The organism is Fulvivirga sediminis (assembly GCF_016757215.1).
In the GTDB taxonomy this organism is placed as follows: Bacteria; Bacteroidota; Bacteroidia; order Cytophagales; family Cyclobacteriaceae; genus Fulvivirga; species Fulvivirga sediminis.
Genome location: NZ_JAESIY010000020.1, coordinates 1 through 25948 on the forward strand (window position 1 = coordinate 1; position 25948 = coordinate 25948).

Genomic DNA, 25948 nt, shown 5'->3' on the forward strand with positions numbered 1-25948 from the left:
ATTAGGTATCCCCACGATTAGAGATCGGGTAGTTCAAATGGCCGTGAAAATGGCAATAGAATCATCTAGCGCGCGTAGCGAAGCAATACGCGTGCTCACTCAACCTGTTCAATAACCACTTTCCCTTACTGCTAATTAAAATTATTATATTTATCTACTGAAGATTAAGACATGCTGAGAAATACAAATTCAGAAACCCAGAAGGATTATATTTTGTGACCAGCACCGTTGTTTTCTGGATAGATCTATTCACCAGAAATGCATATAAGACATGTTTTAATTACTTTCCTAAAGTATTATCAGCAAAAACGAGGATTAATTATTCATGCCTGGTGCCTTATGCCAAGTCACCTTCACATGGTAATCAGTAGTAGAAATGGGGAATCTTTAAGTGCTATTATGAGAGATTTTAAAAAGCATTGCAACAAAAAGCTTATAGAAGAAATTAAATTGATCCAATGAAAGCAGAAGTGAATGGCTACTAAGAGCATCTGAAAAGCAGGAAGATCATTAAAAAGAATTACAGATAATAAATTATGGAAAGATGGAAACCATCTTGTAGAATTGTATAGCACGGAACTGGTAGAACAACGTGTTGATTATATTCATAATAATCCAGTAGAGTCAGAGATAGTAGATGAGGTAGAAAATTATTGGTACAGTTCCGCACGGGATTATGCTGGAAGAAAGGGATTGATAGATGTTGAATTAGTGCGGTAGTCACGCGTATTGCTTCGCTACGCGCGCCAGAAAGAGTTATTATATTTATCTACTGAAGATTAAGACATGTCTGAGAAATACAAATTCAGAAAGCCATCTAGTGCGCGTAGCGACAGCAATACGCGTGCTACCTAACTAGGTTACACAAAAAGTTATCACTCTAATCAATAAATGAAAATAACACTACTCACATTATTCATAGCCTGTCTCAGCATCTTCACAGCAAGAAGCCAGAATATAGACACTTACTTTCAATCCGTAAGAACGGGTTCTTACCCACAAATACCTTCAGCGTTTTTCTCTGGAGATATGACTTTAATGAATCAGCTTACACCGTATTACAAAGATTCAATAGATGATGTGAGAGGTAAGGCCTATTATATCGCTTATAGATCAGCCACTAATACTGATAATCAAAAGATCAAAAAAGCAGCTATAGGAGCACTCATCGAAGGTGTTAAAGATAAAGATTCAGGTCTTTCAGGAGATAACATAGAATTTCTCACTGAGTTTGATAAAGACTTGTTTTCAGCCAAAGATCAGCAAGAGCTTTTGTCTGTCTTGAGTACTATAAAATACCACAAGCCAGAGCTCATTAAGTTAATCGGCTATGTGAATATTTCGGAAGCCGAGAATACTTTAAAAAGCTATGCAGCATCCTCTAATCGCAGGTTACAATGGTCCGGCTTGCTAGCCTTATCGCGCATGGGAGATGAGGCTTCAGCTCAAAAGATTATCAGCATCCTTGAAAACCTCCCGGTCAATGATAACCTGGTCTATGAACTAGTGCCAGACCTAGTCTACACCCGCAACAAAGCTGCCTTTGATTATCTCTTCACCATCATCAACAGCAATGAAAACAACTGCACCTCCCCAGACCCAGATAACGAAGTCGCCATCCTTTGTGGCTACAGAGTAATGGAATACCTTGCCCCACACCTCACCGCCCAGCCCCTCCCAACAGAAGACGGAGAACTAGCAGTAGATAATTACGAGCAAGCCTTACAAGAGCTACGGGCTTGGCATGCCAATCATCAGTCTGATTATGGTATATTGGAGGAAGGATATTAGATTGCTTTTGAGATAAGAAGCCGATTAGCCGTGTCAGAGACATTCATTATCATGAATAAATACTTAGGCACACTTTGGTAAGACTAAGGATAGCGGGGTGTATAAAAACTCCCATATTCCAAAATGGACAAAAGATTAACTAACTGAGTATAAAGATGTCAATTAAACCTTTAGACGGTATTGAAGGAGTAAGGCCTGGTGCCTACTTATATAATTACAGAGATAAGATAACTTCTATTTTTTTTTCAAAGAAGATAAATATCACAAAAGGAGATTATCTAGATACTGCTTTGTTGACATTAGATTCTATGAGGATAGTATTTGATATTTATACTAGCAGGATAACCCGAGTTTCTATATGTAACGGTGATTCAAATAAAATTGAAGGGACTAATATAAGTATTGGTATTAAGGTTTCAGAATTACTTACCTATCATAAATCAGATTGGGATAGTGACGAATATTGTTTGTGGAATGTGAATTTTCCAGGTATGTTTTTTAAGTTTTTGTCAGGCAATCAGGCCTTTCTAATGGAAAAAATAGATAGTTACGCAGACTGTGCACTAAGTGAGATAGGCATGATAGCTCCTGATGAGAATGGTGATTTTGATATTTACGGGATTGAATGGTATGAAAAAAAAGAAAGAATCAGGTCTTCTTGGGAGAATATATAGGGTAGTACTATCTCTTCCACCTAGCGCACGTAGCGAAGCAATGCGCCATACCATCCCTCATAATGTGTCTTAATACCTAGAGACGCACCCTGGTGTTGATTTAAAGGCAGGAGCCGACCCTTCATTGCGGCTCCTTTTATATTTAATTGACCAGCAATTTCTTTACTGATCGATGGTGGTCTGTGCTAATAGAAATGAGGTATAGTCCGCTTTTTAAAGGACTGGTAAGCATTACCTCCTTAGCCATGGATGCGCTTTTATTGGAAACCACTCTGCCTTGTACATCTATTATTTCTATATCTATCTGATCTTTAAAATCTCCTAAATGCACGGTCAATGCCTGACCGCCGTTCACTGGGTTAGGGAATAGTGCCGCTTCATTGACACGAGATCCTACCATCTCGCTGGCTAATCTGGCAGAGGAAGAGGTGCTGCTTACAAGCCACTGCTGGTTAGGGTGGGTGCTGTTGCTCCATTGTCCTACAACAGAGCCATTAGCCGTAAGACCCAAGCCATCTAGGTATAAACCGGTGGCCCTGTTTCTAAATTTACTGTAGGCACCTGATGTCTCCTGAGCCCACTGTTGATTATAAGATGAACTGTTGCTCCATTGGCCTGCATTGGAGCCATTAGAGGTTCTTTCCATGCCATCCAGATATAGACCAGAAGCCCGGTTTTTTAATTTTACATAACTGCCGCTGTTGATTACTTCCCATTCCTGGTTATAGCTGGAGCTGCCACTCCACTGATAGCTATCGGCCCCGTTAGAGGTTTCACCTAAACCATCAAGAAATAATCCTGTATTCCTGTTTTGTAATTTGATGTAGCTGGTACCTCCGCCGCCACCTTCAATATTGAGGCTATAACTATTAACTGTAAAATTAGTATTGGCAGCTGTAGTGATTTCAAAACCAAACTGTATCTCATGGATATTGGTGCTAATGCTGAAATAACCGTTATTAGCCAGCCATTGCGACACCTGAGTGAGATTAACAGTGCCGGAATTAGTATTGCTGGTTCTTAAGAATGAAAATACTATGGCGCTACCGTTGGTGCCCTTGTAGAGATTCCATGTATGGCCGCCTACGTTAATGTTGGTCGCTACGGGGCAGGCGGTACTGGGGTAGCCGTTACAGCCATAGTTATAAGAAATAGGGCCCATGGCTCCATTCCAGTTTACCCAGAGCATCACCTCATAAGCATAATTGTTATACCAGAGATCAAAAGCACTGTTATAAGAGCCGGAGGCTGGCCTTGATACATTAAAAGATGCAGTAATCGCTGGCATTGATCCTACGGCATAGTTCACATCATAATCTACATTGGGGTAAGCTTTAATGCCCCCGGTGTTGGGATGATTGGCTGTGACTCCCCAATTAGAAGGGCTGTAAGCCCAAATACATTGTGAGCCCGCACCACTGCCCCAAATATTGTTGTAAATGGTGTATCCGTTGGTTTGCCAGTAGCCCCATTGGTCACAGGTGGAATAGTTTTGTGATTGGGCAGTTAGTGAGGTCATTAGCCAGCATAGAATAGCTAAGCCAAAAACACGAATTGAGGTTAGTGTTTTCATAAGTAGTAGGTTTAGGTCTAAAATATGAGTAGAACAGGAGAGTTTGTCCTACTATCAAGATAATAAAATAATTCCTTAAATGTTATTCTTACACTTAATATTTGTGGATGATTTCTGATCCGTCTGGCGCATGGTTCGAACCTGGAAAGTCTCCGTTTCCTCTATGCTAGGCATGAAGGTGAGATTACCTCACCTCTTTATCAAGGGTTGAATAGCTCTTTCTATCGGACTTAAAAACTCTCAAACGACACGTATCCACAATGCTGTAGCAAAACTTAGAAAATGCCATTCTTGCACGCTATCAAATTTTTGATTTTTAACATTTTCTAAAATTTGAAATAATGATTAATTGGTTATGCTTTAAAAACATAAGCATTATTCTGAGGGAGGTTTTTTTAGGTGTAAAACGGAAGCGTTGCCGCTGCCCTACATTTTGCACGTATTAATAACCAAAATTATGGAGTATGCTTTCTTGCAATTTGCCATTCCTCTTCCTAGGATAAAGAGTAGGCTCAAAGTTCTTTCTGAATACAAACAAGATCTTGGAAAGTATCTCTCTTTGTATTTTGAGGCTAAGGGTGTCTTTGATAAAATTCAAATAAGCAATAATATTATATTGTTAATTATTGACGATTATAAACAACGAGATATATGGGAAATGGAGACTGAAAAAGAATCTATAAAGACAGATTTTGAGGAGTTGGAAAAACCATTTATAATTCATTAAAATTAAATCCTTAAATTTAGCTTTTTAGTATTTGGATAAACTTTATGTTACGTATAAAAATCAACCTATTAACTGCTTTTTGTTGCATTTTCATTATTATTTTTAGTCAATCAGCCTATGCGCAGCAGCTCAATGACCCGGTTATAGAGAAAAAGGTTAATGAACTACTCTCAAAGATGTCATTGGAAGATAAGATTGGGCAAACGGCTTTGAGAGGTACCTCATCTCGAAGTAAGGGTCTATCAGATGAACTGAAAGATGCCGTAAGAAGAGGGCAGGTGGGAGCTTTACTAAACGTAATGAACACCGAACATGTAAAAGAATTACAAGATATTGCCGTAAATGAAAGCCCAAATAAAATCCCTTTAATATTTGCCAGGGATATCATACATGGATTTAAAACGATCTTTCCGATCCCGCTGGGTCAGGCAGCCACCTGGGATAGTGTTTTAGTAGCAGAAGGTTCGAGAATAGCGGCCAAAGAGGCGACTGCTAAGGGAATTCGGTGGACCTTCGCTCCGATGGTAGACATTGCCAGGGATCCACGCTGGGGAAGGATCGCTGAATCTCCGGGAGAAGATCCTTACCTGGCTTCTGTGCTATCCCGTGCTTATATAAGAGGTTTTCAGGGTAATGACCTTGCCAGCCCTACTTCCATGTTAGCATGTGCGAAACACTTTGCTGCTTATGGTGCTGCAGAAGGCGGCCGTGACTATAATACAGCAATAGTTAGTGATGATCTGCTTTATAATATTTACTTAAAACCTTTTAAAGCGGCACTCGATGCTGATGTGGGAACCTTTATGAGCTCTTTTAATGATCTCAACGGCATACCTGCTACTGGTAATAAATTTTTATTGCAAGAGGTGCTTAGAAATCAATGGGGATTTAAAGGCTTTGTAGTGAGCGACTGGAATTCGGTAACGGAAATGATCCCGCATGGGTATGCCAGGGATGAGAAAGAAGCAGCCTTAAAGGCAGCCTCTGCGGGTTTGGACATGGAAATGACCAGCCAGGCATACGAGAACCATTTAGCGGCACTGATCAGTTCAGGGGAGATCTCCATGCAGCAACTGGATGAGCTTGTTAGAAATATTCTGCGAATCAAGTTCAGGATGGGGCTTTTCGAAAATCCGGGTTTTACTGAGAAAGACCTCAATTATCATCCCGATCATTTGGAAGCCGCAAAGAAGGCGGCCATAGAAAGTATTGTCTTGCTGAAAAACCAAACCAATATTTTACCACTGAATTTCAATAAAAAGAAGGTGGTAGTTATTGGACCTTTAGCCGATGCCCCACATGAACAGCTGGGTACATGGACATTTGATGGAGAAAAAGAACATACGCAAACAGTGTGGGCGAAACTGAAATCTACCTATGACAAAGATCATATAAAATATACCCCGGGTTTGAAATACAGTCGTGATAAAAGTAAGGATGGCTTCACTTCAGCTATTGAAGCGGCTAAAGATTCTGATGCTATCTTATTTGTAGGTGGTGAAGAAGCAATCTTATCGGGTGAAGCTCATAGCCGTGCCAATTTAAACCTACCCGGTATACAGGAAGAGCTGATCCACGAGCTGGCTAAGACCGGCAAACCTATCATCCTCGTGGTTATGGCCGGAAGGCCGATCACCGTTGGCAATATTATCAATGACATTGATGCGCTAGTAATGGCTTGGCATCCTGGCACGATGGGCGGCCCGGCACTGGTCGATGTGTTGAGTGGGATAACCTCACCCTCTGGTCGGCTTCCAGTCACTTGGCCCAAGACTGCCGGACAAGCACCTATTTATTACAATCATACAAATACTGGAAGGCCAGCATCAAAGGATAACTTCGTACACATGGATGATATTCCAGTAGGTGCGTGGCAAAGCTCACTAGGAAATAATTCTCATTATCTTGATGCTGGATATGCGCCTATGTATCCTTTTGGCTATGGATTGACTTACTCCAAATTTCAATATACCAATCTTAGCATGGATGCTGATACCTATTCTACAGATGATGAACTTAAGGTTACCTTCACCTTAACCAATACGGGAAAAACAGAAGCCACTGAAATAGTTCAATATTATGTGCAGGATAAGTTTGGAAGCACTGTTAGACCGATACGCGAGTTGGTAGGATTTGAAAGAGTTCATTTGAAGGCGGGAGAATCCAGAAATATTTCCTTTGAATTGCCAATATCAAAATTAGCCTTCTATAATGCTGAAAGCAAATGGGTAGTTGAGCCAGGTGAATTTAATTTATGGGTAGCACCCAATGCAGCTGAGGGGTTAGAAGCGAGCTTTGTTGTAAAATAATTGATCCTTCCAAATGTGAAGATTTAAGAGTTTTAAAAGCCTCGCCAAATGTTAATGGTGGCACTATGAGCTTTTATTAAAATGGTTAGATGGACTCAGGAAAATGTATGAGGGAATATTTATGCCTTTTGAGTAAATCTGTAGTGGAGGTGGTAGGTTACTTTTGAATGCTTTTAATAGGGCAGTCTTATGGAGCCTCTGTTTTGATAGAGAATATCTAGGTTTGTAATGAGTGGTTTGGCTGTTTTTTTGGATAGAAGCTTTCTTAAAATCATAATACAAAGTCCTTTTAGTACCGATATGCTGTCCCCTATAAATGAGGGACTTAGCTTTTTGAATATGGAGAGGTTAAGAGTAGGAGGAGTCAATAAATTCCTTAGGGATACTAGTGCGGGATTTTCTCTCTGCATATAAATAAGACTAACGTCACTTCCAATGGGGTAAGTATGCTATAGATACACTATTGAGAGGAAGGTGATTCTATCGGTATATCTACGTAAATTCAGATTCCAAGCCTACCGAGATAAATGACTTTAATGTTTGTCTGCTTTTAACAGTTTTTTATTTAGAAAACAATAAGAATTAACCGGAAAAGTCAAATAGTGAATTTTCGATCTGTCAATAATTAGAAAATATTTAATAATATAATAATCCTATAAAATATGTCTTGAAGGGATAGAAATTTACTTTTGGTCATATCTATTTAAAAAACTGTGGCAAAAGTTAAGCTGTTAAATTACGATGATACTATACTCATTCACTTGCTCAGGCAGGGTAGTGAAAAGGCTTTCTCTGAACTCTTTGATAAATACTGGGAGTCTATGTTTGATTCTGCCTTTAAATTACTTAATAATAGGGAGTTAGCTCAAGATGCTGTTCAGGATGTGTACACTGATTTATGGAAAAAGCGTTATAATCTGAAGGTAGATAGTATTGCCGGCTATTTGCATCAGTCTATTAAATATAAAGCCTTAGATCAGATTAGGAAACATAAAATAATACTTTCTGACCTTGATTATGTAGACCATTTTTTTGAAAGTGATTTTGCTGACGATAGTGTTATAGCCCAGGAGCTGGACACCGCTTTGAATGATTATATCAGTCAACTCCCAGACCAGTGCCAGCGGGTTTTTAAGATGAGCCGTTTTGAAAATTTGAGTAATAAAGAAATAGCTGAACAACTCAATATTTCGGTTCGCACCGTAGATAATCACATATCTAAAGCATTAAAATTTTTACGCCCAAAGTTAGAAGCTTTGGTGGCGGTTATTGCCATTATCAATTTTTAGTGTCGGCATCTCTATGCCTATTTTAAGCCTTTTCATCTTATATTATTATAAAGATAAAATCATATTAAGGTTGATTTTTGTAACTCATATTATCAAAATATGACCTCAATATTAAATGTGATTTTTATTGATTATGCGAGTAGGTAGTGGCCTTCTTCTATACGACATGGTAGTAAATGCGAAGAGATATGAAAGATGCTCGTTTCCAATTATTGCTATCACGCTATCTTACTGGTGAAGCTAGTGAACAGGAGGTGCGGCAAGTTGAAGCTTTTTATGCTAAGAATCAGTCAAAGACTTCAAGGCTTAAAACTTGGTCAGTAGAAGAAAAGGTAGAATTAAAGGCGGCTATAAAATCGCAGGTATGGCGGGCCACAGGTATCCACAAAAAAAATAAGCGAAAAAGAAGTTTCTATATATTAAGAGTAGCTGCCTCTTTGCTTTTCTTCTTCTCAGTTTTGTCAGGCATTTACTATGTGATAAATAGAAAGGAGAGTCAAGAAGTCTATATAACTAAAGTGACGGAGCCAGGCCATAAGGCTACTGTCTTTTTGAGCGATGGTACTACGGTAACACTTAACTCTGGTAGTAAGCTGCAATATCCGGAAATGTTTATAGGCCAGGAACGGATAGTAAAAATAGAGGGTGAAGCCTTTTTCAATGTAGCCAAAGATGCTCATAAGCCATTTATAGTAAAAGCACCTCAACTTACTACAAAGGTTCTGGGCACTTCATTTAATATCAGTACTTATTCAGAAAACCCTGCTTCAGTCACCCTGGTAACGGGTAGGGTAGATGTTTTTTCAGAAAAAGGTTCCGTAAAACTAGCGCCGGGAGATATGGCGGTATTAGACCGTAAAACTGGTGAGTTTGAAATAGAAGAGGCTGACTTGCAAATGCTTAATTGGCGGAATGGTGTGCTTGTTTTCAAAAGTGCCAAGCTTCGGGAGGTGGTCAATAAATTATCGCGATGGTATAATGTACATATGGAGGTGAAAGAGGTGTGGGCTGAGGAGTGTCTAATCAGTGCAACTTATGAAAATGAATCACTACACCACGTGCTGGAAAGTTTGAAATTTATTTATGGATTAGAATATGAAATTATGGCTAATAATAAGGTGATCCTTCAAGGAAATCCATGTAAAAAATAAGAAGCCAGAACCTGCTGGGAACAGGCTCTGGCTATATTCTTAAACAGTAAAATACTATTTAAAAACGCTTAACAAAAATATGAATTTAAACCTGACTTCACTATTCAGAATAGTGATTATTATGGCAGTACGTCTGTTTTTTATCTATCTCGTTACACTGCAAGTAGCCTTGGCTCACTCCTCTGCCGGACAGCGGCTGGATGAGACCTTTTTGGAGCTGCAAGTCACCGATGCTTCCTTAAAAGAAGTGATCGGTAAGGTGCAGGAATTAACTCCTTTTCATTTTGCTTTTCATGATGGTGATTTGAATAGCAGCAAAAAGTACTCATTTTACGAGGACAAAGTGTCTTTGAAACAGGTGCTTGAGGAATTGGCTAAAGAAGAGGGTATCACCTTCAGGAGAATTAATAACACTATTTCTATTAAGAGACAGAAGGACCTATGGCCGCCAAAGGTGGCAGTTGTTGAACACACTGTGAGCAATGGAGGCATTTCAGGGCATGTGAAAGATCAGGAATCGGGAACTGACCTCATTGGGGCTTCCGTAGTGATTGAAGGTAAGAACTATGGGGCGGTTTCTGATATCAATGGCAATTTCTATATTAAAAATGTTCCTGCTGGTGAGTATGCGCTGATCATATCTTATGTAGGCTATAATACCAGAAAGCTAGAAGGAATTAAGGTGCTGGCTGATAATAATGTCGAAATCTTAGTGGAACTCTCTCCTAATACTCAGGAGCTTAGTGAAGTGGTGGTAACAGCTGATATTCCTGTACAATATGCTCCCATTAAAAACTCCACTGAAATATCTCTAGTCTCTAATATAAAGGCTGAAACAGGTATAGTTACAGGTATTTCCAGTCAACAGATATCCCAGTCGCTAGACAGAGATGCGGCCGATGTAATGCAGCGGGTGCCGGGAGTAAATTTGATGAACAACTTTGTCCTGGTGCGTGGCCTTTCGCAGCGCTACACCATGACCTACATCAACGGCATGATGGCACCTAGCACAGAAGAAGATCAAAGGGCCTTTTCTTTCAATGTACTTCCCAGTGGTCTCATTGATAATATCATGGTATATAAAAGTCCCGCACCAGAGCTAAGAGGAGGTTTCTCTGGTGGAGTGATTAAAGTGTCTACCAAGCAACCCTCAGCGGCCAGACGTATTCAAGTGAGTTTCTCCGGACAGTACCGTGAAGGATCATCTTTTGAAGATGCTTATTCTAATAGTGGAGCCACCGGACAAGACTGGCTCGGGGGCGGACTGGAAGACAGAAAGTACCCGGATAAATTTTACGATCCCAACTACCGATGGGAAGGAATACAGGGCAACCCCTATGCACAGCGTGCTGTAATAGACGAGTATCCCAAGCCTTATAATCTTGAAAGAGATAAATATGACTTTGATAAACGGCTAAGAATCAACTATTATGATTCCTGGAAAATAGGCGAGGTAAGGTTGAATAACCTCACCTCAGTGGGGTATACCAGCCAGAGTCAGTTTATTACAGGTAAAACTAATGGCAATAGTGTACCTGCCATATCTTACGAGGAGGCTGAGATCAATAATCTGGATTGGGAAGGTACAGATAGCCTTTATAATAAAAGTGTTCGGCTCAGTGCCTTAGAAAGCATAGGGTTGAATATAAATAAAAATCATAGTGTGGCATTTACCGGATTTTATAACAGATCAGTGGATGATGAAACCAATTTGAGAGATCAAAAAAGATTTGTCACTAGTACCAATTACAATGACGTAAAACTGGTCAATTACGAATACAGTGTGCAGGATTTGTGGACAGCGCAGCTGAGTGGTGAGCATACCTTAGGTCAGCATCAGTTCTCATGGAGAGCAGGCAAAAACTATGCGTCACGACAGGCGCCAGATATTCAAAGCTTTCAGTTTAATACGACACATAGTATGGAGGTAAGGGGATCTACGGATCGGGTATTGAGACGCGGATCTATGTTTACTGATGAAGATGGTACCACTTACGGGCTAGACTATCGCACAAAAATAAAAGACCAATACCTGGTAAAGTCGGGAGTCATGCGTCAGCAGCAGCAACGTGATTTTGAAAGCTGGTACTATTTATTAGATAAGAAAACATCTACGCCGGGTGAATACGATTTACAATCTCCTGATGATCTTATTTGGTTTCATCTGAGCGAAGCGATGGCCGATAGTTTGTATATAAACCCAGAGACCGGAGAGGGATTGTATATATATAGGGATTACAGCGAAGGTAAATTCTCTGTCGACAATAACTACACGGCGGCTTATCTTGGTACAGAAATTCCTTTTATAAATAAGAAGTTCCAGCTCAATGCAGGGCTGAGGTATGAGGCCTATGAACGACATCTCTATGATGAGCTTGGCAGAGAGTTGATTACCAGTAATGGATATGATAGAGAGACCGGTAATGCCAGGGGAGATACACTATCAGAAGGTCCAAAGCAGGAATATTTACTGCCTTCAGCTAGTCTTAACTGGAACATTCTTGACAACATGCGCCTAACGGCTTCTTATGGAAAAACCATAGATCGACCGGCCTATCGCGAAACGGCGCCTTTTCAGTACTATGATTTTGGTACCAATACCATTCTTCTTGGAGATGCCAGTCTCAAGGATGCTACCATCCATAACTACGACTTGCGATGGGAGTACTATCCTACAGAGGGAGAGTTTCTGGCCGTAGGTGCTTTCTATAAGGATATGAATGATATCGTAGAAACAGCCAACAGGCCAACCAACAATGAATCTGGCTATATCTATGCCACTTATGTGAATACACCAGAAGCCACTGTGAAAGGTATAGAACTGGAGGTAAGAAAAAGCCTGAGATTTATTCCGTGGCACCCCATGAAGTACTTTTCTGTGATAGCTAACTATGCCCTTATCAAGAATGAAATAAAACCTGACCTTACTCTTGATGAAGTGCCTGGTGATGGCAAAAAACGAACCTTCGTAGGAGGTGCTCCTTATATGCTCAATGCCAACCTATACTTTGAGCAGCCTGAATGGGGTACCACTTTTAGTGTGCTAGTCAATAGTATAGGTGACAGAATGATTGTGGCACCTGCCGCTCGCCGATCACCTATCTATGAACAAGGCAGAACCACATTAGATCTCGTATTTCAGCAAAAGCTGGCATCATTCCTAACACTGAAAGCCGGCGTGCAAAACTTGCTGGATGCCAAGATACTTCAGTACAGAGATCAGAATATGGATGGAAAATTCGATCCGGATAAGATACAGACGGTGTCTTATTATCAGGGAGGTGATACCCGCTATGGTATCGACTATATAACTCGTGAATTCAAAATGGGCCGCTATTATTCACTAGGCTTTACGATAGAATTATAGCATTAAATCTATGTTAAATCTAGAAACACAATCTATTAATGACCTAAACCCTTATAAACCAAAAAGTCCCGCTGCTGCCCAGGGCATTGGCGAGACCAGTTGATTATGTCCAACAACTGGAAAGCCATGGACAATCTCATTTAACGTTAACACAAGTTTAATATATTTTAAACAATAATTCAATGAAAAATTATAATTTTCAATCTCTTTCATTAGTTATAATAGCATTAATTTCTTCTTTATTCGCTACTTCTTGTCAGGATGAACTGTCAGACAATCAATTAAAAGGTGAAGGTACGGCAGAGCAGGCTATTATTACCTTGAGCGGTTCGCTTACTACTCAAACCCTTAGCAGTAGCAATACTTATATACTTGATGGATTTGTAAGAGTGCCTAGTGGTGTAACCTTAAGCATACCTGCTGGTACAGTTATAAAAGGTCTTTCTGGCACATTATCAGGTAACCCTGCTACAGGCACAGCTCCAGGTACGCTTATAGTAGAGCGTGGAGGTAAAATCTATGCAGAAGGATCTGCTAATAATCCAGTGGTTTTCACTTCTAATAAAGCTAATCCTGCTGCCGGTGACTGGGGCGGAATTATTGTATTAGGTAAAGCCCCTGTTTGTTATGATGGTACAACTATAATCGAAGGTATTCCTACAGGAAATGGAATAGACAGAGGTTACGGAGGTAATAATTCTGCTGATGATTCTGGTATATTAAGATATGTAAGAATAGAATATGCTGGTAATGTATTGGTAGATGGAGATGAAACTAACGGTCTTACTTTAGGTGGTGTAGGTTCAGGTACTACATTGAGCCACGTAGAAGTATACAAAGGAAAAGATGACGGATTCGAATTCTTTGGTGGTACTGTAAATGCAGATCACCTGATAGCAGCTTATAACGTAGATGATGATTTTGATACTGATCAGGGATACAGCGGTACTATCCAATATGGTATAGCTATAAGAGATAAAGACATTTTCTCATCTTATCCTACAGGTAGCTTTGAGTCTAATGGAGATAATGATGATGCCACTGGTTGTGCATATACTAATGCTAAGTTCTATAACTTTACTGTAATAGGACCCATAGGGCCTAATACCACTTCTTTAAGTACAGCGGCACTGGCAGCTTATAATTCTGCAGCTATTATCAGAGATGGTAGTGAATTAGATATCTATAATTCTATTTTAGTAGGTTATCCAAACTATCAGCTTGAGTTAGAAACTCCTTCAGCATTTGGAAATACAGTGAATGTGGAAGGAGTAACATTAGTATCTCCTTCTTATAACTCTTTTTCTGCACAGTGTAGTAATGTTGCCAACTTGGGCAGTACAGTATCCTGTTTATCTGCAATATCTTCAGGTACAGGACGTGGCTCGTTGGTAGTCTTATCCGGCCTGAAGACTAAAGCCTGGAATCCTTCTTCTGTGCTGGATTTTCAGCCTAATAGTCAAAAAGCTGGAATCAATGGAGGTTTTCAGGGAGCAATTGGTGCTACTAGTACTGCCGGTTGGAACTCTGGCTGGGAGAAATTTTAATTCTACTCCTTTTTCCATACTAATTTAATGGATAAGTCTCTCGTGCTTCTGCATGAGAGGCTTATTATAAAAGTGATTTACTATATGAAGAAAATGTACATAATTGTTTAAATATCAAGCATATACAAAATGAAACTAACTAACAATCTTTTAAAAGTATTATGTCTGCTAATGCTGTTAGGCGCAGGAATAACCGGGTGTAAAGATGATGATGAAGGCACCCCTATTGTGGAGCTAACCATTACGGGAATAGCACCAACCAGCGCCAGAATAGGTGAAGAAGTGGTAATATCTGGCACAGGATTTAATAACGATTTCACACAGAATCAGGTCAAATTTACTGGTTCAGCAGGATTCATTAATGCAGTAGTGAAATCGGCCACAAATAATACTTTAACCGTTGATGTTCCTGAAGGAGCAGGCAACGGGCCTATCCAGGTAATTACAGGTGGTGAAACTGTTACTTCAACCATGAGCTTTACTTTGGATACCAGCTTAGGCTCCCCCATTTTGAGCAGCCTTAATCCTACCAATGGCTTTGCAGGAATAGAGGTTACTATTTCAGGTGCTAGCTTTGGAGAAGATGTTAATAGTGTAAAAGTAATGTTTGGTAGTACAGAAGCTGAAATTGTCTCTATGACAGGCACATCTATAGTAGCTAAAGTTCCGTTAGGTATTGCGACAGGAGAGGTGAAAGTCACTGTTACAAGAGATGGTGTAGGTAGCGAGTCTCCATTGAATTTTACTGTAAATGCTACACCAGTTGCAGTAAAGACAGTGTACTGGTGTTCCTCAGGTACAGATGCAGGCATATACAAAGGAGAGGTTACAAGTGGTGCGGCAAATATTACAGCCCTGTATTTGGTAAAAAACTATGAACAAGTAAGCGGTGCTGCATCTGTATCGGTAGACCCTGCAGGAGGTTATATCTACTGGGTGAGTAATGCAGGTGGTCTATTTCGGGCTGATATTAATGGAGGAGGTGATATAGAGGAGGTGATGAGCAGTTCAGAACTTCCGTTTCCCTATGACTTGGCTTTAGATTTAAACACCAGATCTGTGTATGCTTCAGCTAGTACTAATGATTTTTCAAAGGATTTTATTTATAAAAAACAAATGGATGGTTCAGGAGAAGGTGAAGTGGTGTATTCCTTTAATGATGGAGCCACTTACGGACCAGATGCCGTAAAGTTATTTATTAATGATAGTAAGCTTTATTGGACAGATGGGCTTAAAATGGCCGTAGTACAGGGGAGCTTAGACGGAAAAGACACTCCGAAAGTGCTTTATGATCAAGCCAATGGCCTACAGGCTCCAAAAGGAATTGCCTTCGATCCTGATAATAACGCCATGTACATTGCTGATTATGGTTCTGGAGCCACCCCTTCCAGTAATATTTATAGGGGAACGTTAAATGGAGAAGGGGAACTAAGTGTAATTGTAGCACAAGGTGATAACGTAAATAGAGCTATTGATTTAGAAATTGACTTAGAAAATGGATATATATTTTGGATGAATACCTCTCTAAATAATGAAGGAAGTGCTGAGGTTATGCGTTCAAATCTGGATGGAAGCAAAGTCGAAAAATTATTTGATGGGTTTGTTAATCCTGGATTTTTCGATATAGAAATAGGTGAAGTGGATACAAAAGATTAATTCATAAAAATCAAAAATTCGTTTTGAATTTTCTCTGGTTCCTAAGGCCGTGTCGGGAGGTGATCTTCCGTACGGCCTTAACCTATTTTAAATAGAATACCTATGTTTAGTGTAGAATGATCATGAAAAGCATTATTTGCTCACTTTTACTTCTAGGCTTGTTTATTAGCTGTTCTGATGATTCGCCTCAGCCAATGCACAACTATACCTACCTGTATTGGACCAGCATCAGAAATCAGCAGATTAGCAGAGCCACTTTTCTTAATGATCAATTATTAGAATCCAAGGTTTTGTACAATAGCAATAAAGGCCTCATTTCCCCCTCAGGTTTAACAGTAGACCCCACCAACCAATGGCTCTATTGGACTGATTATGATGCGCGACAAGTTTTAAGGGCGCATATAGACGGAGGAACTAATCCTGAAATTTTATACACAGCACCTCGCCCTGGCACTGGTCCGTTGGATATTGTAAGGCAAGCCTATACTCATCGATTATATTGGACGAGGCCTTATGATAACCTTATTTTAACTGCACCCGAAGATGGCAGTGGCCCTGTAGATACGCTGATGTCATCAGCTCAGGGGCTCCATGGTGCCTGGGGCATTTTTATGGAAGTATCAGAAGAGTACATTTATTGGATAGAATATCAGGATAACGAATTGTGGAGGCTTAAAGTGGGCGGTACTGCTGCGCCTGAACTACTGTACGCCGGAGGTAGTGGCTTTCTTAACCCTTATGCGGTAGCTATTTATGAAGCCACTGGTGAGCTGTTTATAGTAGATAATGCCCTTCCAGGTGCTTTCTATGGAGACAGAATATTGAAAGGATCCATTGATGGAAAAAGGCCTTTAGAAATACTTTATGATGCTGCTGACGGGGTGAACAATGCCTATGACCTGGCCATAGATCAGCAAACCGGGGATTTATATTGGCTGAACCAGTTAGATAATGGCAGTATTTATAAAGGTCACGTATTGGGCACACCAGGCGAGGAGGTTATTAAAGGCATAGCGCAGGGGCAGGCCTTAGAGGTTATTCATGTGATGCAAAACTTATAAGCCATGAGAAAAACAATGGCCTTTTTTCTGTTGGTAATAGTTTTGTTTTCCTTTCCCAAGCTTAGCGCTCAGCACCGTATTATGCTTGAGACAAAGCAAAATACTGTATCTACCGCTCGAATGAAAGTTTTAGCCTTGCCATTTCCCTCTAGAACTCAAATTATATCGCACCATGAAGATAGTGTTTTGCTATATACTTTTTCAAATCAGCTCTCCTTAGATTCCATTCTAAAAGCCTACAAAACATGTGCGGCATTCACTCAGGTGGAGCCAGATTACAAGGGTGAGGCCGCAGGGCATCCATATCAAACGCCTGATGATCAGGTTTTTTCAAAACAATGGTACTTAAATAATGATGGTAGTAGTTCTGCCTCTGCCAGAGCGGGGGCAGACATCAATATAAGTCCAGCCTGGAAAATCACTACAGGCAAGGAAAATATAACAGTGGCCATTTTAGATAGTGGCATAGACCCGGATAATCCTGACTTTCATGGTCGACTCTGGGAAAATAAAAACGAAATACCGGGCAATGGAATTGATGATGATAATAATGGATACATTGACGATGATCGTGGTTGGAACTTTGTCAGCTCCAATAACTTGCCCTGGGATGATCAGGGTCATGGCACGGCGGTGGCCGGTTTATTAGCCGCTACCGGGAACAACCGCTACGGCATGGCGGGGGTAGATTGGCACTGTAAGTTGATGATTTGCAAAACGCTGGATTCAAACCTTGAAGGCTATTACAGTCAGTGGATAGAAGCCATTTACTACGCCGTGGATCATGGTGCTGATATCATTAATTTTTCCATGATCGGTCGTCAACCTTCGGGGCTGTTAGAGGAGGCGATCAAATATGCCAGCTCACGAGGCGTAATGGTGGTGGCCAGTATGGGTAATGATAACAATGAGACACCTTGTTATCCCGCCGCTTATCCTACCACACTTGCTGTAGGTGCCACTGATGAGCAGGACCACAGGAAGGACGCAGGTACAAAAGGAAGTAATTTTGGACAGCACATCGATGTAATGGCGCCGGGTAATAATATGTATAGCTACGGACAGGAAAAACTTTGGTCAGGTACCTCTATGTCTGCCCCCTTAGTGTCAGGAATTGCAGCTTTAATAAAAGGAGGACGGCCGAATTTGAATGACAAGGAAATTAAAGCAATCATTATACAAGGTAGCGAAGATCAAGTTGGGGATTTGTCAGAAGATAAACCAGGCTGGGATAGATACTACGGCTGGGGCCGGGTGAATGCCTACAATAGCCTTGTTCTGTTGCAAAATCTTCGTTCATGGACAATGGAGGGCGTTTTAAACATTTTTCCTAACCCGAGTAAAGGTATTATTCATGTAAATTACAAAAGCAGAGAACAGCAAGATTTGCAACTGAGCATTGTAGATGCAAAAGGGAAGCTGCATCATAAGGCCAACTTGAAATTCAACCAAAAAAATGAAATTAGCCTTTCATTGGATTTATCAACTTTCTCTCCCGGTATCTATTACCTCATTATTCAAGAAAATGAAAGGAAATTGAGCAGGGTAGTAGTTATAGATTGATGGGCATATGAATGAAAACCCATGTGTCCCATTTCTTGATAGCATTTTGCTACCATCAATGAGCTTATTGGTGATACTGTTTAGGACTGCGTATGATCATATCTCTATCAATCATCTTCCGATTGCTGTCATAAATACATTCTATCCTTCTAAGAAAAAAAGCATTTGTGGATACGCTAAAAAACAGAAGATCCACTTTATTATTAGTATGTATTGACACTAATAATTGAGGAATAATTGTTTCACCTTTCTCAAATAGGGTAAAATGCTGATAATTATCCGACAATGCTAACACTATTCCGACAACTAGGCAGCAGAACTAAAAGTAGTTGCTATTTTTATAGGGTAATAATGATTTTTTTTAAAGAATAATTTGATAGATAGAAGCTAGCTCTTGAATGAGGGTATAACTATTTTATACTGATCGTTTTTTGGATAGAGTCTCTTCAATGAGAGCTTATTTTAGCGAATTTGAAACCATAAAATGTTATGAAAGCATATCAAGTAATAATTATAGGTTTAATGGCTCAGGCTATTATTTTAGGTTGTGGGGAAAAGAGAAATGAAGATAAGTCTGCTCACGAGGTGAAAAATGAAGCTTTTTCTGAAGAGGTAAAAGACTCTGAGCAGACGTTGGCAGATTCGGTTAATCAAGAAAAGGATGAACCAAGAGAAATGGATAATTTTGATATGCTTCAAGGAAAATGGCAGAGCATTAATGATGCATCCAGTTACTTAGTTTTTCACGGAGATAGAAGAAAAGAAATTACTTTAGGACTCGAAAATGAGCTTGATGAGAAATTTTCAATCTCAAATAATTGCGAAAGTACGTCAGATTCAAATGGAGCAGAGCAAAGTACACAGGGAAACTATATCAGAGTAGCAGAAAGTGATATGTGCTGGTATATCATTAAACTAAATGCTGATACACTTTCCATGTCATATGTTGGACGAGGAAATACATTGACTTATAAGAAGGTGAAAAATAACCCTTGAATGAATATCCGTTACCATTATTAATGCTTTTGCTTGCACGTTGTAGCCTTTATTTGCCATAGCTGGTACATGATTTTGTAAGTCTTGGGAGTAAGTTCATTTTTCTAAAATCTAATAGGTATTAACTTTGTCCCGCACCGAGTTGATTTCATAGGAAATACAGCCAGATTCTTTAAGCAATAATCATAGGGTTTATTATTAGGGTAAGTTAGAGGTACCTAGTTCATTGCCTTCCACGCTCTTACGAGAATTGATCACCGATCTCCATGCCTCAGTTACCTTATGAACAGCCTAAAGCCGTTATGCTACATCCCATTGAGAGTGGCTTCGAAATAATATAAATCCTTGTAAAAAATTAATAGGGCAAATATTTTACACTAAATCGGTTTTTCAGAATAAAGTTCTTTAAAAAGCTCATATTTCCATTAAATCATACTTACTTTTTGTTTTTGACAGGTATGTAAGTTATAAGCATTTCCTCATTTGAATAATTAAATTCAAGTATATAATGGATTTTCATTCATCTCTATTTGTCAGCTGTTACCGGATTCTAAAGAGTTCAATCCTGATAATAAGCAATCGGTTGCATTATTATATATGTGTCTTACGAAGTAATAAGGGTAGGTTAATATTATTTTTTACACAATCGATTGCGTAAATGTGAAATGTTTTATAATTTAAGATCGTAATTAAATATCAATCGATTTCATTATTTTAAATGTAGGTTTTATACTGATTTAATGTATAAAATTAACATTGATCACGCTAATTAACATATTATGGGAAAAAAGCTACTATTTTATTGTTTAGGAAACGATTCCAGTATTCGTTTCTTAATCGTTAGTACAGTAATTATGCTGTACTCATTTACCACTTACGGTCAGCAAAATGCTGTCACAGGTAAAGTGTTAGGGGAGGATGGTTCTGAGCCATTACCAGGTGTGGCTGTAATGGTGAAAGGAACTAACCTAGGAACTGTAACCGATATAAATGGAGACTTTACGGTTAACGCAGGACCAAAAGATGTGCTTGTTTTCTCTTTCGTAGGATTCGCTACTCAAGAGGTGCCGGTAGGCACACAAACAAGTATAAACATTACTTTGTCAGAAGATATTACTGCTTTAGAAGAAGTGGTGGTTATAGGTTACGGTAGCCAGAATAAGGAGTCCGTAACAGGATCAGTTGTTTCTTTAGGAGGAGCTGAAGTAAGAGAGGTGCCTACCGGAAATGTTACCTCTGCTTTACAAGGTCGTATGGCTGGTGTGGAGATGACTCAAACATCTTCCAAGCCAGGTGCATCTATGCAGATCAGAATTCGTGGTGTACGTTCACTCAGCGGCGAAAACGATCCATTAATAGTTCTTGATGGGGTGCCGTTTGCTGGTTCTCTTAGTGATCTTGACCCTAACAGTATTAAGAGTGTTGATATTCTTAAAGATGCCTCTGCTACCGCTATTTATGGATCAAGAGGAGCTAATGGTGTAATTTTAGTTACTACCAATAAGGGTAGACAAGGTCAAAAAGCTCGTTTTACTTATGATAGTTTTTACGGTATAAAGACACTTTTCGCCCCTTATCCTATGATGGATGGGCCGCAGTTTGTTGCACTTAGAAAAGCTCGTGGACAATTCTCTAATGGTATAGATGAAGTAGATGATGTAAATACAGACTGGCAAGATAAATTTTATAAAAACAGTTCTGTTCAAAGTCACAATGTAGGAGTATCTGGAGGTACTGAAAACGGTAATTACTCATTTGGTATTGGTTATTTAGATGATAAAGCAATCATTCCAGAGCAAAACTATAAGCGTTATTCAATGAGAGCCTCTCTCGACCAATATTTAGGTAAATATTTTAGAGTAGGTTTTTCTTCTAACAATAACTATAGTATTACTAACGGAGCTAACTTGGGGTTGTATAGTGTTTTAAGTGCTTCACCTATTGCTGATCCTTATAATGAAGATGGGTCAGAGAAAAGGGTGATAAGCATGGCCCAAGATGATCAGTGGGTATATACAAGAAATAGTATTAAAGGATTAGGAGATGGTTGGATAGACCAAAATAAGGTTTTTGGATCTTATAATAATGTATATGGAGAGGTAAGTATTCCAGGCGTTGAAGGTCTTAAATATAGAGCTAACTTAGGCTTAAACTACCGTTCTAGCAATAGTGGTAGTTACACAGGACGAGGGGTCTTCAATGTAAATGAAGCTACAGTTTCTACAGCTTCTATAGGAAGCTCTACTACTACTAGCTGGGTGATAGAGAACCTACTTACTTATGATAAAACGTTTGGAAGTAAACATAATATTAATTTAACAGCTCTATATTCTGCTCAGGAAGATAGTTATAACAGCTCATTGGTTTCAGCAAGAGATGTGCCTAGTGACGCTTTGCAGTATTATAACCTAGGTCAGGCTACAGGGCAAATTACCATTGACCCAAATAGCCAAAACTATACAGTATGGGGCCTACAATCATATATGGGTAGAGCGATGTACTCTTATGATGAAAAGTACATGCTTACAGCAACCTTCCGTGCAGATGGTTCTTCAAGATTGGCGCCAGGTCATAAATGGCACGCATACCCTGCAGTATCTGCCGGGTGGAATATTTCAGAAGAAAATTTTATGAGTAATGTAGGTCTTATTAATAACTTAAAATTAAGAGTAGGTTATGGTCAAACATCAAACCAGGCTATAGCACCTTATTCTACTTTAGGAAGGTTGAGCACAAGACCTTATAATTTCGGCCCAGATAACTATGATGTAGGTTACTATCTTACTGAAGTATCTAATGATGAATTGGGATGGGAGTTTTCTCAAACCTGGAATTATGCTTTAGAGTTTGCTTTATTGAATAATAGATTGTCTGGTACTTTGGAGTATTATACCTCTAAGACAAGTGACGTTTTAAATAGCGTTAATCTACCCATTACCTCAGGAGTAAATACTGTTAATGCCAACGTAGGAGCCATTGAGAATAAGGGTTTAGAGCTAGCCTTAAATGGAGTTATTCTTGATAATGCTAATGGTTGGACTTGGGAAGCCGGACTTAATATCTATGGAAACCGAAATAAAATCACCGAATTATCTTCTGGAACAGATAGAGATGAAGCTAACTGGTGGTTTGTAGGACATCCTGTGAATGTTATTTATGACTACAACAAAATAGGTTTATGGCAAGCGGGAGATGCATATCAGGATATATTAGAACCAGGACCTTTTGATGCTAAAACAAGAGACACCATATTAGGTTCGATTAAAGTTGAGTATACCGGAGAATATGATAGCGAAGGTAAACCAGTAAGAGCCATAGGACCAGATGATAGAAAAATCATTGATGTTAACCCTAAGTTTCAGGGTGGTTTTAATACGAGAGTGTCATATAAAGGTTTTGATTTAAGTGTAATTGCAGCCTTTCAAAAAGGAGGAACACTTATCAGTACGCTTTATTCATCTTCAGGTTATTTGAATATGTTGAGTGGACGTAGAAATAATGTTGATGTAGATTATTGGACTCCTGAGAATACTGACGCTGATTTCCCTAACCCTTTAGCTGTAAAAAGTGGAGACAATCCTAAATATGGAAGTACTTTAGGTTACTTTGATGCTTCATATTTTAAAATTCGTACTATCTCTTTGGGATATAACTTTCAGCAAGACTGGGTGAAAAATGCTGGTATCGAGCGTTTGAGACTTTATTTTACAGTTCAAAATGCGTTGGTAATGTTTTCTCCTTATCATAGAGAGTCAGGTATGGATCCTGAAACTAATTCTTATGGAGATGAGAACGCAGCAACAACCGATGCTTATCAAAAAAGGTTGTTAACCATTGGAACTAACACTCCATCAACTCGCAATTTTACACTTGGTCTTAATTTGACATTTTAATCCATGATTACAATGAATTATAAATATATAAAATCAACGGTGCGTGCTGCTTTAGTCGCATTACTATTGGTTGGCTGTTCTGATATTCTCGACGAACAACCACGTAGCAATCTTACTCCGGAATTCTTTGAAACAGAAAAAGGGATACATGGTGGTGTTACCTCTTTATACGCCCATTTGAGATACATATACGGACAAGCTTATTATTACAATACATGTGAAACAGGAACCGATGAAGCCACATTTGCACAAAGTGCAGATGATAACTTTAAGGTGATGGATCTTAGCCCTAATCAAACTCCTATTAACCCGTCTAATAGTAGAAGTGATGCATTGTGGCAAGCTGCTTTTCCTAATATTAATATTGCTAGCGGTATTATAGAGCACGCTGACGAGGTAGGCGTTTCTGAGGACTTGGCTGCTGAAGCTAGGTTTTTCAGGGCATTTGACTATTTTATGCTTGTTCAAACCTTCGGAGGTGTGCCATTAGATTTAGGAGCTGGAGAGTTAGCTTTTAATACAAAGGCAGTTAGAACATCTGTTAGAAATACTGTGCCAGAGGTTTATACCAAAGCTATTTTCCCAGATCTTCTTTCAGCTGTAGAAAATTTACCTGAGAATCCCAGAATGACAGGTACTGTTACAAAAACAGTGGCTCGTTTATATTTAGCCAAGGCTTATCTTACCTATGGCTGGTGGTTGGAGAACCCTAATAACATACCTACTTACCCAGAGGCTAGTAGACAAGATCCTGATGGAAAGGATGCTCAATATTACTATCAGCAGGCGTATGACATTGCTATGACAGCCATTAACAACCCTGGGCCTTATAGCTTACAGCCTACTTACTATGATGTAAATGTGGCCACTAATGATAGAAATAGTGAAATATTACTTTATGCAGATCATACCGAGTCAAGTGAGTACTATAATGGAGGTAGCTTGACCTATGGTAGTGGAGGAGCTCCTGATAATTTTGCGGTATGGATGATGACTTGGAACTACACTAACATTCGTAGTAGTTCTAGCAGTACAAAATGGGATCCTATTAGTTCTGTTCAGAGAGAAGCAGAGCAGCATTTAGGTCGCCCTTGGACTCGTATGTGCCCAACAATAGGAGTTATTGAAAATACTTTTGCAGATAAAACCAATGACTCTCGTTATGATGGTACTTTCACTACTGTGTATAGAGCCAATTATGATAAAGCAGGCATAGATGGACCGGTTTATAATGCTAATTTTGAGGAGGCATTACCCGGAGATGCTATACTAACATTTTTGGATGAGGAGCCCGCTACGGCCATTGATTATAGTGTCCGCGTTGATATCGATAGAAATGGTGATGGTGTAATAAGCGGTGATAATGAGGTTAATCAAGATCCTAGTAATATCGGTGCAGGTGTCTTGTCAGGAAGAAAAGATTTTGTGATAGGACCACGTGATATCAGTCGTATTGTTTATCCTGGCCTATGGAAGTTAGGAGTTTATCGTACTGATAACAACGGAACATTAGGGCAGCCTAATGCTGCTAGTACCAGACCTTTCAATATCGCCAAATTCTCTGAGCTATATTTTGTGGCTGCAGAAGCTGCCGTAAAAGGAGCTACCGGTGCTATGAGTGCCAGAGACCTAATCAACGTAATAAGAGAAAGAGCAGGAAAGTGGCGTTTTGACAATAATGGTAATACTGAAAAGTTTGAAGATAACAGTGCTGCTATGACTGCTGCTACTCCGGCTACCATAGATATTAACTATATCTTGATGGAGCGCTCTCGTGAGTATTATGGAGAAGGATATAGATGGTATGATTTAGTAAGAACCCAAAAATGGGCAGAATTGGCAGGTTCATATGAAATTGCCGGTATCAATTACTTTGACCATACGCCAGAATTGGTGACAAGAGATATCAAACCATATCATTATCTTAGACCTATCCCTCAAGGACAGCTGGATGCTATGCAAGGGGCGACAGATGTTTATCAAAATCCTGGATATTAATAAATTACTTTAGCATAATAGTTTCTTGTTGATATAGAAGGGCTGTCACTCATATGACAGCCCTTTTTTATTATCGTAAAAATTGGTAGCTATATAACATTGAATCGGTTTAAAACTATTATCAGGTTGCTGGGTTGCTCAATCCTAAACTCGCCATCATAGGTATTAATCGTGGCATTGATAAGCGTTGCAGTGTATCTTTAGCGGAGATTTTAACTTATGGTACATTTAAAAATGATATATAGATACCATTCCTTCTCGAACTAATTATTTAGTTGTTTTGAAAGTGAAGATTAAAGGCAAAATAGAGAAAAGGAATCCTAATTAACCAAATAGTTTCAAAATGAGAAGAG

Annotated in this window: 16 protein-coding genes; 15 read left to right on the forward strand and 1 reads right to left on the reverse strand. The window is 39.3% G+C overall.

From position 1 onward, the window contains the following. Nucleotides 1-258: 258 nt before the first annotated feature. From JL102_RS24185 to JL102_RS22450, 3 genes are all read left to right on the forward strand, one after another. A complete protein-coding gene (locus JL102_RS24185) occupies nt 259-462 on the forward strand; it encodes a transposase (protein ID WP_202246716.1) in 204 nt (67 codons plus the stop codon). A gap of 429 nt (nt 463-891) precedes the next feature. After that, entirely contained in the window at nt 892-1791 is a 900-nt protein-coding gene (locus JL102_RS22445; protein ID WP_202246717.1) for a HEAT repeat domain-containing protein, read from the forward strand. A 155-nt stretch (nt 1792-1946) separates the two neighbouring features. Continuing rightward, complete coding sequence (locus tag JL102_RS22450) at nt 1947-2465, forward strand: hypothetical protein (RefSeq protein ID WP_202246718.1); 519 nt, start codon at nt 1947-1949, stop codon at nt 2463-2465. A gap of 142 nt (nt 2466-2607) precedes the next feature. Here the strand turns inward: JL102_RS22450 and JL102_RS22455 are convergent, their stop codons facing one another. Beyond that, nucleotides 2608-4038: an RICIN domain-containing protein gene (locus tag JL102_RS22455; protein WP_202246719.1), complete on the reverse strand. Its 1431-nt coding sequence runs from the start codon at nt 4036-4038 to the stop codon at nt 2608-2610. A 457-nt stretch (nt 4039-4495) separates the two neighbouring features. Here JL102_RS22455 and JL102_RS22460 point away from each other — a divergent pair, with 457 nt between their 5' ends. From JL102_RS22460 to JL102_RS22515, 12 genes are all read left to right on the forward strand, one after another. After that, nucleotides 4496-4765 carry a hypothetical protein gene (locus tag JL102_RS22460; protein WP_202246720.1) on the forward strand — a complete coding sequence of 90 codons (270 nt, stop codon included), beginning with the start codon at nt 4496-4498 and terminating at the stop codon, nt 4763-4765. 44 nt (nt 4766-4809) lie between these two features. Next, nucleotides 4810-7074: a glycoside hydrolase family 3 N-terminal domain-containing protein gene (locus tag JL102_RS22465; protein ID WP_202246721.1), complete on the forward strand. Its 2265-nt coding sequence runs from the start codon at nt 4810-4812 to the stop codon at nt 7072-7074. Nucleotides 7075-7787: 713 nt separating this feature from the next. Beyond that, entirely contained in the window at nt 7788-8363 is a 576-nt protein-coding gene (locus JL102_RS22470; RefSeq protein WP_202246722.1) for an RNA polymerase sigma-70 factor, read from the forward strand. Between the two features lie 176 nt (nt 8364-8539). Continuing rightward, nucleotides 8540-9514, forward strand: coding sequence for a FecR family protein (locus JL102_RS22475; RefSeq protein WP_202246723.1), 975 nt, complete (start codon nt 8540-8542; stop codon nt 9512-9514). A gap of 79 nt (nt 9515-9593) precedes the next feature. Continuing rightward, complete coding sequence (locus tag JL102_RS22480; protein ID WP_202246724.1) at nt 9594-12881, forward strand: TonB-dependent receptor; 3288 nt, start codon at nt 9594-9596, stop codon at nt 12879-12881. A 182-nt stretch (nt 12882-13063) separates the two neighbouring features. Continuing rightward, nucleotides 13064-14428, forward strand: a complete 1365-nt coding sequence (locus tag JL102_RS22485) for a hypothetical protein (RefSeq protein ID WP_202246725.1) — start codon at nt 13064-13066, stop codon at nt 14426-14428. Nucleotides 14429-14557: 129 nt separating this feature from the next. Beyond that, nucleotides 14558-16084, forward strand: coding sequence for an IPT/TIG domain-containing protein (locus JL102_RS22490; RefSeq protein WP_202246726.1), 1527 nt, complete (start codon nt 14558-14560; stop codon nt 16082-16084). 122 nt (nt 16085-16206) lie between these two features. After that, entirely contained in the window at nt 16207-17145 is a 939-nt protein-coding gene (locus JL102_RS22495; RefSeq protein WP_202246727.1) for a hypothetical protein, read from the forward strand. 3 nt (nt 17146-17148) lie between these two features. Continuing rightward, a complete protein-coding gene (locus tag JL102_RS22500) occupies nt 17149-18708 on the forward strand; it encodes a S8 family serine peptidase (protein ID WP_202246728.1) in 1560 nt (519 codons plus the stop codon). Nucleotides 18709-19197: 489 nt separating this feature from the next. Then, nucleotides 19198-19704 (forward strand): hypothetical protein, encoded by a 507-nt coding sequence (locus JL102_RS22505; RefSeq protein ID WP_202246729.1) that lies wholly within the window; start codon nt 19198-19200, stop codon nt 19702-19704. 854 nt (nt 19705-20558) lie between these two features. Continuing rightward, nucleotides 20559-23597: a SusC/RagA family TonB-linked outer membrane protein gene (locus tag JL102_RS22510; protein WP_237390706.1), complete on the forward strand. Its 3039-nt coding sequence runs from the start codon at nt 20559-20561 to the stop codon at nt 23595-23597. A gap of 12 nt (nt 23598-23609) precedes the next feature. Next, nucleotides 23610-25595 (forward strand): RagB/SusD family nutrient uptake outer membrane protein, encoded by a 1986-nt coding sequence (locus JL102_RS22515; protein WP_202246731.1) that lies wholly within the window; start codon nt 23610-23612, stop codon nt 25593-25595. Nucleotides 25596-25948: the final 353 nt, after the last annotated feature.